Origin of the sequence: Variovorax sp. efr-133-TYG-130 (assembly GCF_030208835.1) — a bacterium.
Classification (GTDB): domain Bacteria; phylum Pseudomonadota; class Gammaproteobacteria; order Burkholderiales; family Burkholderiaceae_C; genus Variovorax.
In genome coordinates this window covers 24,227-39,352 of sequence record NZ_JARVTD010000008.1, presented here as the reverse complement: position 1 = coordinate 39,352, position 15,126 = coordinate 24,227, and the positions used below count along the sequence as shown (strand labels likewise).

At 69.7% G+C, this 15,126-nt stretch carries 13 protein-coding genes and 1 riboswitch; of the genes, 3 read left to right on the top strand and 10 right to left on the bottom strand.

Features of this window, described 5'->3' with window-relative positions; translation table 11 throughout:
• Window positions 1-6: 6 nt before the first annotated feature.
• The 4 genes from QRN67_RS10210 to metH are packed head-to-tail and all read right to left on the bottom strand — an operon-like array spanning window position 7 to window position 5,974.
• Window positions 7-408, bottom strand: coding sequence for a GtrA family protein (locus tag QRN67_RS10210; RefSeq protein WP_081268091.1), 402 nt, complete (start codon window positions 406-408; stop codon window positions 7-9).
• Window positions 405-1,379: a glycosyltransferase gene (locus QRN67_RS10205; RefSeq protein ID WP_285411663.1), complete on the bottom strand. Its 975-nt coding sequence runs from the start codon at window positions 1,377-1,379 to the stop codon at window positions 405-407. Before QRN67_RS10205 ends, QRN67_RS10210 begins: the two co-directional genes overlap by 4 nt.
• Entirely contained in the window at window positions 1,376-3,205 is a 1,830-nt protein-coding gene (locus tag QRN67_RS10200) for an ArnT family glycosyltransferase (RefSeq protein WP_503010889.1), read from the bottom strand. The genes QRN67_RS10205 and QRN67_RS10200 overlap by 4 nt, the downstream gene beginning before the upstream one ends.
• 54 nt (window positions 3,206-3,259) lie before the next feature.
• A complete protein-coding gene (metH, locus tag QRN67_RS10195) occupies window positions 3,260-5,974 on the bottom strand; it encodes a methionine synthase (RefSeq protein WP_253819856.1) in 2,715 nt (904 codons plus the stop codon).
• 79 nt (window positions 5,975-6,053) lie between these two features.
• Window positions 6,054-6,129: riboswitch (S-adenosyl-L-homocysteine riboswitch) on the bottom strand.
• 187 nt (window positions 6,130-6,316) lie between these two features.
• Between metH and QRN67_RS10190 the strand changes: the two genes are divergently transcribed.
• Both QRN67_RS10190 and QRN67_RS10185 read left to right on the top strand, forming a co-directional pair.
• On the top strand, window positions 6,317-7,273 hold the full coding sequence (locus QRN67_RS10190) for an esterase/lipase family protein (protein ID WP_285411660.1): 957 nt from the start codon (window positions 6,317-6,319) through the stop codon (window positions 7,271-7,273).
• Between the two features lie 16 nt (window positions 7,274-7,289).
• Entirely contained in the window at window positions 7,290-8,225 is a 936-nt protein-coding gene (locus QRN67_RS10185) for a lipase secretion chaperone (RefSeq protein ID WP_285411659.1), read from the top strand.
• 12 nt (window positions 8,226-8,237) lie between these two features.
• Here QRN67_RS10185 and QRN67_RS10180 read toward each other — a convergent pair whose 3' ends face one another.
• On the bottom strand, window positions 8,238-8,675 hold the full coding sequence (locus QRN67_RS10180; RefSeq protein ID WP_285411658.1) for a PACE efflux transporter: 438 nt from the start codon (window positions 8,673-8,675) through the stop codon (window positions 8,238-8,240).
• 122 nt (window positions 8,676-8,797) lie between these two features.
• Between QRN67_RS10180 and QRN67_RS10175 the strand changes: the two genes are divergently transcribed.
• Entirely contained in the window at window positions 8,798-9,727 is a 930-nt protein-coding gene (locus tag QRN67_RS10175; protein WP_106936154.1) for a LysR family transcriptional regulator, read from the top strand.
• A 7-nt stretch (window positions 9,728-9,734) separates the two neighbouring features.
• Here the strand turns inward: QRN67_RS10175 and QRN67_RS10170 are convergent, their stop codons facing one another.
• The 5 genes from QRN67_RS10170 to hutI all read right to left on the bottom strand — a co-directional run bounded on the left by QRN67_RS10170 (window position 9,735) and on the right by hutI (window position 15,113).
• Window positions 9,735-10,415, bottom strand: a complete 681-nt coding sequence (locus QRN67_RS10170) for an SH3 domain-containing protein (RefSeq protein ID WP_285411657.1) — start codon at window positions 10,413-10,415, stop codon at window positions 9,735-9,737.
• 167 nt (window positions 10,416-10,582) lie between these two features.
• Window positions 10,583-11,635: a homocysteine S-methyltransferase family protein gene (locus QRN67_RS10165; RefSeq protein ID WP_081271405.1), complete on the bottom strand. Its 1,053-nt coding sequence runs from the start codon at window positions 11,633-11,635 to the stop codon at window positions 10,583-10,585.
• 40 nt (window positions 11,636-11,675) lie between these two features.
• Window positions 11,676-12,500 carry an N-formylglutamate deformylase gene (gene hutG / locus QRN67_RS10160; RefSeq protein WP_081271406.1) on the bottom strand — a complete coding sequence of 275 codons (825 nt, stop codon included), beginning with the start codon at window positions 12,498-12,500 and terminating at the stop codon, window positions 11,676-11,678.
• Window positions 12,501-12,507: 7 nt separating this feature from the next.
• Entirely contained in the window at window positions 12,508-13,890 is a 1,383-nt protein-coding gene (locus QRN67_RS10155) for a formimidoylglutamate deiminase (protein ID WP_285411656.1), read from the bottom strand.
• Window positions 13,887-15,113 (bottom strand): imidazolonepropionase, encoded by a 1,227-nt coding sequence (gene hutI, locus QRN67_RS10150; protein ID WP_285411655.1) that lies wholly within the window; start codon window positions 15,111-15,113, stop codon window positions 13,887-13,889. The genes QRN67_RS10155 and hutI overlap by 4 nt, the downstream gene beginning before the upstream one ends.
• Between the last annotated feature and the right edge of the window lie 13 nt (window positions 15,114-15,126).

Below are 15,126 nucleotides of genomic sequence, written 5' to 3'. Positions count from 1 at the left end.
GCGGCCTCAGCCGCCGCGGTGCGAGCGAAACACCAGGTAGCGCGCCGACAGGAAATTGGCGCTCATCCCGGCAAGGCTGCCCATGGCCACGCCGAGCGCGGCGGCCCAGCGGCCTTCGACCCAGTGCAGGGTCAGCACGTAGGCGCCGTAGTTCAGCACCGCGCCGGCGGTCATGGTGGCGAGATAGCCGAAGTACTCACGCCAGATGGAACGGCTGGCCGCCGCGCCGGCCGCGAAGGTGTAGCGGCGGTTGAAGGCCCAGGTGGTGGTCGCCGCCGCCAGGAACGACACCACGCGCGCGACGTACCAGCCCAGCAGCGGCGCCAGCAGGTACAGCACCACCACGTCGACGACGAGCCCGATCACGCCGATCAAGGCGAACGACAGGAACTCCCGGCCGATCTTCATCGGTGCACAGCCGCGCGCACGCCCGGTATCGCGAGGTAGCGCAGCCGCTTGGCCTCCCGCCGCCCGAGCGTGATGGCGTGCATCACGATGCCGCAGACGAAGGACAGCATCGCGGCCAGCATGGCGCCCGTCACCAGCACCGCCGTGGGAAGGCGCGGCACGAGGCCGGTGTGCATGTAGGTCATGAAGAGCGGCACCGACAGCACGACCGACAGGGCCACCAGGAAGGCCCCGATGATCGAGAAGAACTGCAGCGGCCGTTCGCTCACGAACAGCTTGCAGATGGTCTTGAGGATGCGCCAGCCGTCGCGGTAGGTCGAGAGCTTGCTCTCGGAGCCTTCGGGCCGCGTGCTGTAGGCGGTGCTTTCCTCCGCGTAGGGCATGCGCAGCTCGAGCGCGTGCACGGTGAGTTCGGTCTCGATCTCGAAGCCGCGCGACAGCGCCGGGAACGACTTGGCGTAGCGCCGCGAGAACACGCGGTAGCCCGAGAGCATGTCGGTCAGGCCGCCGCCGAAGAGCTGCACCACGGCGCCGGTCAGCAGCCGGTTGCCGAAGCGGTGGCCCGCACGGTAGGTGAGCGCGTTCCGGCCGTCGTCGACGCGGTTGCCGACCACCATGTCGAGGTTGCCCTCCACCAGCCGGTCGATCAGCCGGCGCGCGGCGGCGGCGTCGTAGGTGGCGTCGCCGTCGGCCATGACGTACACGTCGGCCTCGACGTCGGCGAACATGCGCCGCACCACGTTGCCCTTGCCGCGCGCGGCCACGTGCGTGACGACGGCGCCGGCCGCGCGCGCGACGGCGGCAGTGCCGTCGCTGGAGTTGTTGTCGAAGACGTGGACCTCGGCCTCGGGCAGCGCCGCGCGAAAGCCCTCGACCACCTGCGCGATGGCCAGCGCCTCGTTGTAGCAGGGGATGACGACTGCGATGCGCAAGGGATGGCGGGCGTGGGCGTGGGGGTCGGCGTCGGTCATGGTGCGACGGGGAGGATACGGTAGACGCGGCTGCCGTCCTGTTCGAACTGCACGGCGAAGTACTTGTCGAAGTCGACCCGGGCGCTGAACACGGGGACGACGGAGTCCGGCAGCACCACGGCGACGAAGCCCAGGCCCGCGAGCTTGCGCGCGAGGTCGCCGCCCGACAGCTTGCCGAAGTCGGTGTAGCGCCAAGGGCCGAGGGTGTCGCCCCAGATCGGGTTGGGGCCGTAGTAGATCGCCTCGTTCAGCGCGACCTGGTAGACCCGGCCGGTGGCGTTGCGGCGTAGGTAGTCCATGGCGGCATAGCCCGGCACGTGCTTGCGCAGGAAGGCTTCGCGCGTCTCGGGCGTGACCGAGATCATGCCGACCTTGACCGCGGTCTGGCGCACCGCCACGGCGGCCAGCACGGCCAGCAGCAGCACGGCCACCCAGTCGCCCATGCGGGCGCCGGCGCGGGCGGTGTCGCGGCTCATGGCGCCTGTCGCGACCGCAGCACCGGCCTCGCGCTCGTCCTTGCGGCCGAACAAGCGGCGCAGGCCCGACGAGATCCAGCCGAACAGCACCTGCCAGCCGACGGCCGAGACCAGGGCCAGCAGCGGGAACGACGCCATCAGGTAGCGCGGGTAGCGCGAGGTCACGACCCACACCGCCACCGAGTAGAAGCAGAACCAGCCCGCCGCGCGCACGGCGGCGGAGCGCTTCCACAGCACGCCGAAGGGCGCGAGGAAGAACGACCAGATCAGCGCATTGGGCATTTCGGCGTGCACGCGCACGTCGGCCACCTGCTGCACGTAGTCGGCCGGCGTCCATTCGGTGAAGCCGAACACACGCGCGCCGATGGGATTGAAGGGATCGCCCGTCATGACGAAGTTGCGCGCGTACCAGTAGATGCACGGCAGCAGGAAGCACACCAGCGCCAGCCCCCAGGCCTTGAGGCTGCGCTCCTGACGCACCACGAACAGCGCCACCAGCGGCATGAAGACCAGCGCCTGGTACTTGGAGCCGGCCGCCACCCCCAGGAAGAAGGCCGCGAGCCCCAGCCAGCGCATGCCGCCGTGCACCGGCCTGCCGGGCTGCGACTCGCGCCACCACCACAGCGCCACGCAGGCCGACAGCACGAACAGCGCGACGCCCATGTCGATGAGCGCGTTGGAGTAGTCGCCGAGCCCCAGCCAGATGGCCGCGCCGATGCAGGCGGTGAGCCGGTTGGCATGCTGCATGCCGAGGCGGTAGAGCATCACCACCGACAGCGCACCCGCCAGCGCGTTGAGGAAGTGCGGCAGCACGTCGTCGCCCAGTTGCAGCGCGGCGGCATACAGCAGGTTGTAGTTGTACGGGAACCAGGGGTAGCGCAGCCAGTCGTGGATGCCCAGCGTGCCCTGCTGCGCGACCTGCCGCGCATAGGGCAGGTGGTACATCAGCTCGTCGAAGGCGAAGGGCGGCGCGAGCGGCGCCACCAGGGCGGGCAGCGCGACCAGCGCCAGCGCGATGGCGGCGATGCGCTCGTAACGGGTCCAGGGCGCCGCGGCCTCGCCGGAGCGCAGGGCACGCCGCTCGCGCAGCCAGCCGGGCAGCTGGATCGCGGCGGCCGCCACGCCCGCCAGCACCAGTGCCAGCGTGGCCCCGGGCCGGAAGGCACCGAAGATGGCCAGCGCCTGGAACGCGCAGATGAAGAGCCCCATGCCCAGGGCCACGGCCATCGCGGCCTCCAGCCAGGCGTCACGCCGGGGCGGCGGAGCCAGGCGGCCGAGCAATGCGCGGCCGAAACCCCAGCTGCTGGTGATGAAGACCGCCAGTGCCGCGTAGTGCGCGGCCGCGAATATCAATTTCTGAATAGCAACTCCCGGTGCCGGTCGGCTGGGGACCGGCCGGCGGGTTCAAAGATTGGGTGCCAGCAGGCGCTCCAGGTCGGCCTCGCTCTCCTTGCGCCGCGCGGCCTGGTCCTGCAACTGGTCATGCCCGATCTTGCCGACGTTGAAGTAGGTGGAATCGGGGTGACTTAAGTAAAAACCACTCACGCTGGCGGCGGGCATCATAGCGAGGCTTTCCGTCAGGGTCATTCCAATGTCCGCGCAGCCCAGAAGGTCGAACATCGGCCGCTTCACGCTGTGGTCGGGGCAGGCGGGATAGCCGGGCGCGGGGCGGATGCCGCGGTATTTCTCGGCAATCATGTCGTCGTTGCTCAGGCTTTCGTCGCTCGCGTAGCCCCAGAGGTCGGTGCGCGCGCGGTGGTGCAGCGACTCGGCGAAGGCCTCGGCCAACCGGTCGGCCAGGGCCTTGAGCATGATGGCGGAGTAGTCGTCGAGGTCGTCGATGAAGTACTTCTCTTTTTTCTCCACGCCCAGGCCGGCCGTCACGGCGAACACGCCCACGTAGTCCTTCAGGCCGCTCGCCTTGGGCGCGACGAAGTCGGCCAGGCAGCGGCTCGGGCGCATCACGCCGTCGATCACCTGCTTCTCGGTCTGCTGGCGCATGCCGTACCAGGTGAGCGCGACCTCGCTGCGCGTCTCGTCGGTGTAGAGCTCGATGTCGTCGTCGTTCACCGTGTTGGCGGGCCAGAAGCCGACGATGCCGCTCGCGCTGAGCCAGCGGCCTTCGATCAGGCGCTTGAGCATGCGTTGGCCGTCGGCGTACACGCGCACGGCCTCGGTGCCGACGATCTCGTCCTTCAGGATGGCCGGGAACGGGCCGGCCAGGTCCCAGGTCTGGAAGAACGGGCCCCAGTCGATGTACTTGGCAAGCTCGGTCAGGTCGAAGTTCCTGAACACGCGCCGGCCGATGAACTTGGGCACCGGCGGCGTATAGCTCGACCAGTCGATCGGCGTCTTGTTGGCGCGCACCTTGGCCAGCGGCCACAGCGGCACCTGCTTCTTGTTGGCGTGCTGCTGGCGCACCTTCTCGTAGTCGGCGTTGATCTCGTCGATGTACGCGGTCGCCTGGTCGCTCAGCAGGCTTTGCGCCACGCTCACGCTGCGCGAGGCGTCGGGCACGTAGACCACCGGGCCTTCGTAGTGCGGCGCGATCTTCACCGCCGTGTGCACGCGGCTGGTGGTGGCGCCGCCGATGAGCAGCGGGATCTTCCTGATGCGGAAGTGGTCGTCCTTCTGCATCTCGCCGGCCACGTACTGCATCTCTTCGAGGCTGGGCGTGATCAGGCCCGACAGGCCCACGATGTCCGCGCCCTCGACCTTCGCCTTGGCCAGGATCTCGTGGCACGGGACCATCACGCCCATGTTCACCACTTCGAAGTTGTTGCACTGGAGCACGACGGTGACGATGTTCTTGCCGATGTCATGCACGTCGCCCTTCACGGTGGCGATGATGATCTTGCCCTTGGTGCGCACGTCGCGGCCCGCGGCCTCGTCCTGGCGCTTTTCTTCCTCGATGTAGGGAATGAGGTGGGCCACGGCCGACTTCATGACGCGCGCCGACTTCACCACCTGCGGCAGGAACATCTTGCCCTGGCCGAACAGGTCGCCCACGATGTTCATGCCGTCCATCAGCGGGCCTTCGATCACGTGCAGCGGGCGGCCGCCCTTGGCGAGGATCTGCTGGTAGGCCTCTTCGGTGTCCTCGACGATGAAGTCGGTGATGCCATGCACCATGGCATGCGACAGGCGCTGGTTGACGTGCACCGGGTTCTCGGGCGTGCCGCGCCATTCGAGCTTCTTGCTGTCGTCCTTGGCACCGCTCTTGGCGGTTTCGGCCACCTCGACGAGGCGCTCGCCGGCGTCGGGGCGGCGGTTGAGCACCACGTCTTCCACGCGCTCGCGCAGGGTCGGCTCCAGGTCGTCGTACACGCCCACCATGCCGGCGTTGACGATGCCCATGTCCATGCCGGCCTTGATGGCGTGGTACAGGAACACGGTGTGGATCGCCTCGCGCACCGGGTCGTTGCCGCGGAAGCTGAAGCTCACGTTGCTCACGCCGCCCGACACCTTGGCGCCCGGCAGGTTCTCCTTGATCCAGCGCACGGCGTTGATGAAGTCGACCGCGTAGTTGTCGTGCTCCTCGATGCCGGTGGCAATGGCGAAGATGTTTGGGTCGAAGATGATGTCTTCGGGCGGGAAGCCCACCTCGTCGACCAGGATGCGGTAGGCGCGCTCGCAGATCTCGATCTTGCGCGCGTAGGTGTCGGCCTGGCCCTTCTCGTCGAAGGCCATGACCACGGCGGCGGCGCCGTAGCGCTTGACCAGCTTGGCCTCGTGCTTGAACTTGTCGACGCCCTCCTTCATGGAGATGGAGTTGACGATGCCCTTGCCCTGGATGCAGCGCAGGCCGGCCTCGATGACCTCCCACTTCGAGCTGTCGACCATCACCGGCACGCGCGCGATGTCGGGCTCGCTGGCAATGAGGTTCAGGAAGCGCACCATGGCGGCCTTGCTGTCGAGCATGGCCTCGTCCATGTTGATGTCGATCACCTGCGCGCCGTTCTCGACCTGCTGGCGCGCCACGGCCAGCGCCTCTTCGAACTGGCCGTTCAGGATCATCCGCGCAAAGGCCTTGGAGCCGGTGACGTTGGTGCGCTCGCCGATATTGACGAACAGCGTGCCTTCGCCGATGGCGACTGGCTCGAGGCCGGACAGCTTCATGGGCGGGGGTGCCAGGGGGGCGGAATCGGGGGTAGCTGGAGCGGGAATCTGGGACATGGCCTCACCTGCGGAAGAGTCGAACAGGCGAGCGTCGTTGTCGCCCCAAGCCTGACGGCCGGCCGCTGTGGCCCGCCGCTGCAACGCTCCTTGGGAAGGCGAGCATTTTAGGGCGATTCAACCCGCCACGGGGAAAACCCCAGTTTCCATTCCCGCCCGCATCCACAGAATGCGGCCACCGTTTCCGAACGAACGTTCGTTTTTTCAACCGACGTCAGGGAGTGCCGGATGGCCATGAAGTGGAATGTGGTTCTTTGCTGCGGGCTTGCCGCGGCGACGATGGCGATGACCCCCATGGCCCGCGCGGCCGCCAGCGGCGGCTCGACGCTGGTGACGGCCCGGGCGGCCTCCGACGAGGCCAGGACCAGATACCCCATCGTGCTGGTCCACGGCCTGCTGGGCTTCGACAACCTGCTGGGCGTCGACTACTTCTACGGCATCCCCGACAAGCTGGCCGGCGCCGGCGCGCGGGTCTACGTGGCGCAGGTCTCGGGTACCAACACCTCGGAGATCCGCGGCGAGCAGCTGCTGCAGGAGCTCAAGACCATCCGCGCGCTGGAAAAGAACCCGACGCTCAAGTTCAACCTGATCGGCCATTCCCAAGGCGCGCCCACGGTGCGCTATGTGGCGGCGGTGGCGCCCGACCTGGTGGCGTCGGTCACCTCGGTGGGCGGCGCGAACGGCGGCTCCAAGGTGGCCGACCTGCTCGCCAGGCTGCCCGAGGGCGGCATCGCGCAAGGCGTGGTCGTCAAGGCCGTGGGGCTGCTGACCAGCGTGATCGGCTTCCTCTCGGGCAAGGACCCGAGCCAGCTGCCGGAAGTCCCGCTGAACGCGCTGGCCTCGCTGACCACGACCGGTGGCGCGGCCTTCGACGCCAAGTTCCTGCAGGGACGGCCCGCGCAGGGCTCGTCGTGCAGCGTGAAGAGCGGCGCGGCGGTGGTGAACGGCGTGCGCTACTACTCGTGGTCGGGCGTGTCGACCGGCTTCAGCCTGTTCGACCCGAGCGACGCGCCGCTGTCGGCGCTGGGCACCCTCGCCTTCTTCGGCGAGGACAACGACGGCCTGCTCGCGACCTGCACCACGCGGCTCGGCACCCACCTGGGCGACTACCGCCAGAACCACCTCGACGAGGTCAACCAGGTGCTGGGCAACACCTACGGCAGCCAGTTCCCGTACTACGAGAAGAAGGTGCCGGAGCTCTTCAAGGACCAGGCCGCGCGGCTGAAGAGCGCGGGACTCTGAGGCGCCGGCCGTGGGAATGCGGTGGGTGCCTTGGGCGGCGGGCGGGGCGGTGCTGATCGCGGTCGGCGGCGGCTGGCTCGCGAGCCTTCCCGACGAAGACGGCCCCTTCACCGCCGAACGCGGGCCTGCCGCGGCGACCACCGCCACGGCCAGCCCCGAGCCACGACCGGCGCAGACCGCAACGGCAGCCGCCATGCCCGACGCCCTGCTGAACAGCTCGCTCATCTCCGTCTTCGACCAGGTGCTGTCCGAGGCGCAGGCCGACAACAAGGCCGCCTTCATGGCCAAGGCCCCCGCCCTGCTGGCCAAGTACCTGCGCGAGGACTGGCGCGTGCGCGCGCTCGGACTGCTCGAACGCTATGTCGACATGCAGGAGGCCCTGACGTCGATGCCGCCGCCCGCGCCCGGCGACCCCGCGCAACTGCGCCGCGCCCTGCAGGCGCGCGAGGCGATGCGCCGGCGCTACTTCGCGCCCGAGGAAATCGAAGGCCTGTTCGGCGACCAGATCCGCCAGGACAACTTCATGGCCGACAAGCTGGAATTGCTCGCCAACACCGCCCTGACGCCCGAGCAGCGCACCGCTGCCTTGAAGCAAAGCGAGCAGGCATGGCTGTCGCCGGAACAGCGCGAAGTGCGCCGGGAAGCCGTCGCCCATGCCGACGTGATGCAGCAGACCGCCGCGCTCGAGGCGCGAGGCGCGAGCCCGCAGGAGCGCTTTGCCGCGCGCAGCGAGGCCTACGGCTACGAAGTGGCCCGCAACCTCGCGGCGCTCGACCAGGAAAACCAGGACTGGAATGCGCGCCTCGACCGCTACGCGGCGGCGTCCGAAGCCGAACAGGCCCGGTTGCGCGAAACGCTCTTCAACGAAACCGAGCGCCTGCGCCTGAGCGGCGCGCTGGCGATGCGCTCGGCCGCGGCGCGCAAACCCGTCGCGCCGCCGGGCGGGCAGTAGGCACCTGGCGCCTCAGGCCGGCTGCGCCTTGCCCATCGCCGAGGCCGGCAGGCCGAAGATGCGGTCGAAGGCCCAGTTGAAGACGAAGGTGTAGACCAGGAAGAACACCACCAGCCCCAGGTCCATCACCAGCGCCTGCCAGAGCGACACGCCCAGGCCCCAGGCGAACATCGGCACCAGGAACGCGACCAGCCCGCCCTCGAAGCCGATGGCATGGGCGATGCGGCGGCGCACGCTGCGCCCGCGAACCGCCTGGCGCGACTCCCAGCGCTCGAACAAGGCGTTGAAAGCCAGGTTCCAGAGCACCGCGATCACCGATGCAGCCACCGCCAGCGCGCCGGAATGGCCCAGGCCGGCGTCGGTCATCAATGCCAGGCCGGCGCTTGCGGCGACGATGGCGATCCCTTCGTAAAGGGAGATGTAGACAACACGACGGCGAAGCCCCTGCATGATTTTTCCTCTTGCGTTCTGGATGAATGAAATGCGATGGGTGGACTTTATGTGTCTCTTGCTGATATAAAAAGTTAACTTATTTCAGTTTTATTGATAGATCGACCCGAAAGCGCAAGCCAATGGCCTTCACCAGCGAGAACGTCGAAGTCTTCCTGGCCGTGATCGACCACGGCTCCTTTTCGGCCGCGGCCCGGGCGCTGCGCCGGGTGCCTTCGGCCGTGAGCATGGCCATCGCCAACCTCGAGGCCGAGCTCGATCTGCCGCTGTTCGACCGCAAGGGCCGCGAGCCCCAGCCCACCGCCGCCGCGCGCTCGCTGGAGCCGCAGGCGCGCATGCTGGCGACCCAGCTCAAGCAGTTGCAGGTGCAGGCCCTCGCGCTGACCCAGGGCCTGGAAGACCGGCTCACGCTGGCCATCGCACCCGAGCTGCTGGCCGCGCCGTGGAGCGGCCCGCTGGCCACGCTGGCGCAGGAATACCCGCTGCTGCAGGTCGAGGTGCTGGCCGCTCCGCAGGCCGATGCGCTCGAACTGCTGCACAGCGGCCGCGCGCAACTGGCGCTGGTGTTCGAGCGCCCCAGCCTCGACGGCCGGGAAGGCTTCCAGGAAGTCGGCAGCGACCTCATGGTGGCGGTGATGGCGCCCGACCACCCGGTGCTGCTCGCCGCCCCCGGCGGCAAGCTGCGCGAGGACCACCTGACGAACACACGGCAGATCGTCGTCGCCGGGCGCGACCTTGCCACCAGCGACCCACGCTTCGTGTTCGCCCGCCATGTCTGGCGCACCGACAACGCGCTGGCCGCGCTGAGCCTGATCACCGCCGGGCTGGGCTGGGGCTGGCTGCAGCGCAACTTCGCGCGGCCTCACGTGGCGGCAGGCGCGCTGGTGGAAATTCCGTTCGAAAACCTCAGCAACGGGCTCGACCTGTGGGTCGACGTGGTGTGGTCACGCGAGCGCCCGCTCGGCCTGGGGGCGCAGCGCTTCGTGTCGCTGATCGGGCGGGATCGCCGACCGCCCGGCGAATGCGGGCCCAAGACCGGCGGCGAAGGCTGACGGCCGGTCAGGGCCGGTGGCCACCGCCACCGTGGTGTCCGCCACCGCCGTGGTGCCAACCGCCGCCACCGCCTGGATGCGGCATGCCGGGAGGCGGCCCGGGCCGGAACCCCGGATGCGGCCGCGGCGGCCGGAAGCCGGGGTCGACCGGAGGACGGATGCCGGGCGGGGGCGGTGGACGCACGCCAGGCCCCGGCGGCCGGAAGCCCGGTCCCGGCCAGGGACGCGGCTGCCATCCCGGCCGGATCGGCGGCGGTGGCTGCCAGCCGGCCACCGGCGGCGGCGGCCTGCCGCCCCACCAGCGCCGGTCGCCGTACCACGGCCGGTCGCGGTAATAGTTGCCCCAGTAGCTGCCGATCGCGAAGCCGACGATCGGCACGCCGATCACCGCGCCGTAGGTGGCCAGCGGCACGCGCTGCTCCTGGTATGCGTAGTCGAGGTTGCGCGCCCAGACCCAGCCGCGCCCGCCGTCTGGCAGCAGCACGTCGCACCAGCCGTAGCCGCTGGTGCAGCCCACCACATCGAGCGGCTGCCCGGGCGCCAGGCGCGCCACCAGTGGATAGTCGCCCGACGGGCCGGCCCGCAGGTTCACGGCGCCGCGCGTGAAGGCCTGCTGCGCCGCCGCCGAAAGCGGCAGCACCAGGGCGACCGCGGCGATGCCGGCCCAGCGTCGTGGGAATGAGTTCATGGCAAGGCTCCTTGCGCCCAGCCTATGCCGGGACCCCCAGCCCGTCAATCGGCGCGGGGCCGGTTCAGTGAACACCGAGGAACCGGCTCAGCCGGGCCTCAGGTGTTGCCCCCGGCAGGGGGAAGGCGCAGCGACACGAAGTGCGCGAAGCCTGGGGGCGAGCCTCTTTATGCCGCTTCGCGGTAGAAGCCCGCGCTGTGGGCGCCCAGCGCACGCCCCGGCATCGGTGCCACGGCCTGGCCGATGGCGGCGATGTGGTCCGGCGTGGTGCCGCAGCAGCCGCCCACGATGTTCACCAGCCCCTCGGCCGCGAACTCGTGCAGCAGGCGCGAGGTGACGTCGGGCGTCTCGTCGAAACCCGTGTCGCTCATCGGGTTGGGCAGGCCGGCGTTCGGGTAGCAGCTGATGAAGGTGTCGCCGGCCACGCGCGCCAGCTCCTGGATGTACGGGCGCATCAGCGCCGCGCCCAGCGCGCAGTTCAGGCCGATGGCCAGCGGCTGCGCATGGCGCACGCTGTGCCAGAAGGCGGTGACGGTCTGGCCGCTCAGGATGCGACCCGAAGCGTCGGTCACCGTGCCGCTGATGATCAGCGGCAGCCGGTTGCCGCTGTTGTCGAAATACTCGTCCACCGCGAACAGCGCGGCCTTGGCGTTGAGCGTGTCGAAGATGGTCTCGACCAGGATCACGTCGGCGCCGCCCTCGACCAGCGCTTCGGTCTGCTCGTAGTAGGCCGCGCGCAGCTCCTCGAAATTGACGTTGCGCGCGCCCGGGTCGTTCACGTCGGGGCTGATGCTCGCCGTCTTGGGCGTCGGGCCGAGGGCGCCGGCCACGAAGCGCGGCTTGTCCGGCGTACTGAACTTGTCGCAGGCCGCGCGCGCCAGCCGGGCGGATTCGAGGTTCATCTCGCGCGCCAGGTGGGCCATCTTGTAGTCCTCCTGCGCGATGGTGGTCGCGCCGAAGGTGTTGGTCTCGATCAGGTCGGCGCCGGCCGCGAGGTAACCCTCGTGGATGTCGCGGATCACGTCGGGCCGCGTGAGCGACAGCAGTTCGTTGTTGCCCTTGACGTCGCGATCGAAGTCCTTGAAGCGCTCGCCGCGATACTGCTCCTCGGTGAGCTTGAAGCGCTGGATCATCGTGCCCATGGCACCGTCGAGGATGGCGATGCGCTTGGCGAGGATGCCGGGCAGGGCCTGGCCGTGGGTGTAGATGACGGGCTTCATAGCCTCCGATTGTAGAAAGCGGGCCCGCCCCTGGCGGGCGTCAGCCCTTTCGGCGGCTCTCCACGAACGCCAGCACCGCCTCGATCATGCGCCGCACATGCGGCTGCACGCCTGCCGCCACCTCGGGCAGGTAGTCGAACGGCAGCTTCTCCTGCATGTAGCTCGACTGCGTCATCTCCAGCTGCACCGCGTGCACGTTCTGCGCCGGGTTGCCGTAGTTGCGCGTGATGTAGCCGCCGGTGAAGCGGCCGTTGAGCACGCCCGTGTAGCCGGTGGCGCTTTCGGCGATGCCCAGCAGCGTCTGCGCCAGCGCCGGATCGCAGCTGACGCCCTTGCCGGTGCCCAGGTTCAGGTCGGGCAGCTTGCCTTCGAAGAAACGCGGCAGCACCGAGCGGATCGAGTGGGCGTCCCACAGCGCGGCCACGCCGTGCTGCGCGCGGATGCGGGCGAGTTCTTCGGCCAGCTTGGCGTGGTAGGGCTGCCAGATGGCGTCGCGGCGCTCGGCGGTTTCCTCATCGCCCGGCAGGTCGCCGGGGTCGGCATACACCGGCGTGTCGTCGAAGGTGTCGACCGGGCACAGGCCGGTGACGCTCTGGCCGGGATACAGGCTCGCGCCGTCCGGCGGACGGTTCAGGTCGATCACGTAGCGCGAGTGCGTGGCCACGAGCACCGAGGCGCCGAGTTCGTCGGCAAAGTCGTAGAGCCGTTCGAGGTGCCAGTCGGTGTCGGGCACGTGGCGCGCTTCTTCCGTGAAGCGCTCTGCAAGCGCCGGCGGCACGTGCGTGCCGACGTGCGGCATCGAAATGAGCAGCGCTCGCGTGCCCTGGCGAAAACGGAATGGCGGTTCGGCGGTGGTGAAGGCCATGGTGGGGTCAGTCCTTGAGTAGTTGGGTGCGCGCGGCCACGAAGGCGGCCGCGGCTTCGTCGTGCAGCGCGTGGCGGCCGGCCGACACGCGCGGGCGGCCCGCCACCCAGACGCTGTCGATGGCCGAGGTGCGGTGGCTCGCGAAGACGTGGGCCGAGAGCATATCGGGCGCCGGCAGCCCCTGCAGCGCGAGGTGCGACGCGTCGAGCACGGCGAAGTCGGCCTGCTGCCCCGCCGCAAGTCCGCCGACCGCGCGGCCCGCGGCCTGCGCGCCGCCCTGCACCGCCTCGAGCGTGAGCGCGCTCGCCACATGCGGCTGCGCCGCGCTGGCGCCGACGTTGCGCTGGCGCCTGGCCAGGCGCTGGCTGTATTCGAGCATCAGCAGTTCTTCGGCCGCGTTCACGCTGGCGTGGCTGTCCGAGCCCACGCCCCATGCGCCGCCGTGGCCGCGCCATTTGGCGAAGTCGAAGATGCCGTCGCCCAGGTTGGCTTCGGTCGTCGGGCACAGGCCCGCGACCGCGCCGCTGCGGGCCGCGTATTCGTACTCCGCGTCGTTCATGTGCGTGGCGTGCACCAGGCACCAGCGCGCATCGACCGGCGCGTGGTCGAGCAGCCACTCCACGGGGCGCAGCCCGCTCCAGGCCACGCAGTCGTCCACTTCCTTCGTCTGCTCGGCGATGTGGATGTGGATGGGCGCGGTGCGGTCGATGGCTTCGAGCCCCGCGATCGCATCGCGCAGGCCTTCGGGCGGCACGGCGCGCAGCGAGTGCGGCGCGAGGCCGAGGCGCGCGCCCTGCGCGTCGCAAACCGGCTTGAGCGCTTCGAGCAGGCGCAGCATCGATTCGGTCGAGCGGATGAAGCGGCGCTGCCCCTCGGTGGGCGGCAGGTCGCCGAAGCCGCCGGTCTGGTAGAGCACGGGCAGCAGCGTGAAGCCGATGCCGGCCTTCTTCGCCGCGCGCAGCAGGGCCAGGCTCAGCGTGGCCTCGTCGGCATAGGGGCGGCCGTCCACGTCGTGGTGCACGTACTGGAACTCGCACACGCTGGTGTATCCCGCTTCGAGCATCTCTGCGTAGAGCCAGGTGGCGATGGCTTCCATGTGCTGCGGGCCGAGGCGCGCGGCAAAGCGGTACATCAGCGTGCGCCAGCTCCAGAAGCTGTCCTGCTGCTCGGCGCGGTGCTCGGTGAGGCCGGCAAAGGCGCGCTGGAAGGCGTGCGAATGCAGGTTGGGCATGCCGGGAATCACGGGGCCGGTGGCGGCTTGCGTGTCCGCCGGATGTTGCGCACCGGCTTGCACCTGCGTGAGCTGGCCCGCATCGTTCCACGCCAGCAGGACGTTCCTGGCCCAGCCTTCCGGCAGCAGCGCGTCGGCCGCGAAAAGAGTGTTTGTCATGCGTTGGCTCCGATGGCGATGCGGCCCTGGCGCACCACGGTGCGCACGGGCTGCTGGCCGAACCAGTAGGCCAGTTCGGCCGCTTCGCGCACGTTCCACAGCACGAAGTTGGCGGGCATGCCGGGCGCGATGGCGCCGTGCGTGTCTTGCAGGCCCAGGGCGCGCGCGGCGTGCGCGGTGACGCCGTCCAGCGCCTCGGGCACCGTCAGGCGGAACAGCGTGCAGGCCATGTTCACCATCAGCAGCAGGCTCAGCGCCGGCGAGGTGCCGGGGTTGTGATCTGTAGAAACCGCCATCGGCACGCCCGCGGCGCGCAGCGCGTCGATGGGCGGCAGGTGCGTGTCGCGCAGCGTGTAGTAGGCGCCGGGCAGCAGCACAGCCACGGTGCCCGAGCGGCGCATCGCCTCGATGCCCTCGGCCGACAGGTGCTCGATGTGGTCGCACGAGAGCGCGCCGTAGCGCGCGGCCAGCGCGGCGCCGCCCATGTCCGACAGCTGCTCCGCATGCAGCTTGACCGGCAGGCCCAGCGCCTTGGCGGCCTTGAAGACCTGCTCGGTCTCCCCGAGCGTGAAGGCGATGCGCTCGCAGAACACGTCGACCGCGTCGACCAGCCCTTCGGCCGCCAGCGCGGGCAGCATTCCGTTGCAGACGAGGTCGATGTAGTCGCCGCTGCGGCCCGCGTATTCAGGAGGCAGCGCGTGCGCGCCGAGGAATGTGGTGCGCACCGTCACGCCATAGGCCTCGCCCAGACGCCGCGCCACGCGCAGTTGCTTGCGCTCGTGTTCCAGCGAAAGGCCGTAGCCCGACTTGATCTCGATGGCGCACACGCCGTCTGCCAGCAACTGTTCGAGCCGCGACGCGGCCTGCGCGAACAGCGTGTCTTCGTCGGCCTCGCGCGTGGCGCGCACCGAAGAGACGATGCCGCCGCCGGCCTTCGCCACTTCTTCGTAGCTCGCGCCGGCGAGGCGCATCGCGAATTCATTGGCACGCTGGCCGCCGTAGACCAGGTGCGTGTGGCAATCGACCAGCCCCGGCGTGACCAGCGCGCCGCCGCCGTCGTGCTGCTTGAGCCCGGCGAATTCCGCCGGCAGTGTGCTGCGTGCGCCGACCCAGCGGACAGCGCCCTGCGCCACGACGATGGCGCCCTCCACCGCGGCATCGGTGGCGAGGCGAAGACCGGCCCAGAGGCCGTCGGCGGAAGGAAATTCGTTGGCGGGTTTCATCGTCTTTCTTCTC

Excerpts from the sequence above, each read along its gene's own strand:
- QRN67_RS10185 (WP_285411659.1), top strand. The coding sequence starts at position 7,290 with ATGCGGTGGGTGCCTTGGGCGGCGGGCGGGGCGGTGCTGATCGCGGTC.
- QRN67_RS10210 (WP_081268091.1), bottom strand. The coding sequence starts at position 408 with ATGAAGATCGGCCGGGAGTTCCTGTCGTTCGCCTTGATCGGCGTGATC.
- hutI (WP_285411655.1), bottom strand. The coding sequence starts at position 15,113 with ATGAAACCCGCCAACGAATTTCCTTCCGCCGACGGCCTCTGGGCCGGT.
- QRN67_RS10155 (WP_285411656.1), bottom strand. The coding sequence starts at position 13,890 with ATGACAAACACTCTTTTCGCGGCCGACGCGCTGCTGCCGGAAGGCTGG.
- QRN67_RS10170 (WP_285411657.1), bottom strand. The coding sequence starts at position 10,415 with ATGAACTCATTCCCACGACGCTGGGCCGGCATCGCCGCGGTCGCCCTG.
- metH (WP_253819856.1), bottom strand. The coding sequence starts at position 5,974 with ATGAAGCTGTCCGGCCTCGAGCCAGTCGCCATCGGCGAAGGCACGCTG.
- QRN67_RS10175 (WP_106936154.1), top strand. The coding sequence starts at position 8,798 with ATGGCCTTCACCAGCGAGAACGTCGAAGTCTTCCTGGCCGTGATCGAC.
- QRN67_RS10165 (WP_081271405.1), bottom strand. The coding sequence starts at position 11,635 with ATGAAGCCCGTCATCTACACCCACGGCCAGGCCCTGCCCGGCATCCTC.
- hutG (WP_081271406.1), bottom strand. The coding sequence starts at position 12,500 with ATGGCCTTCACCACCGCCGAACCGCCATTCCGTTTTCGCCAGGGCACG.
- QRN67_RS10205 (WP_285411663.1), bottom strand. The coding sequence starts at position 1,379 with ATGACCGACGCCGACCCCCACGCCCACGCCCGCCATCCCTTGCGCATC.
- QRN67_RS10190 (WP_285411660.1), top strand. The coding sequence starts at position 6,317 with ATGACCCCCATGGCCCGCGCGGCCGCCAGCGGCGGCTCGACGCTGGTG.
- QRN67_RS10180 (WP_285411658.1), bottom strand. The coding sequence starts at position 8,675 with ATGCAGGGGCTTCGCCGTCGTGTTGTCTACATCTCCCTTTACGAAGGG.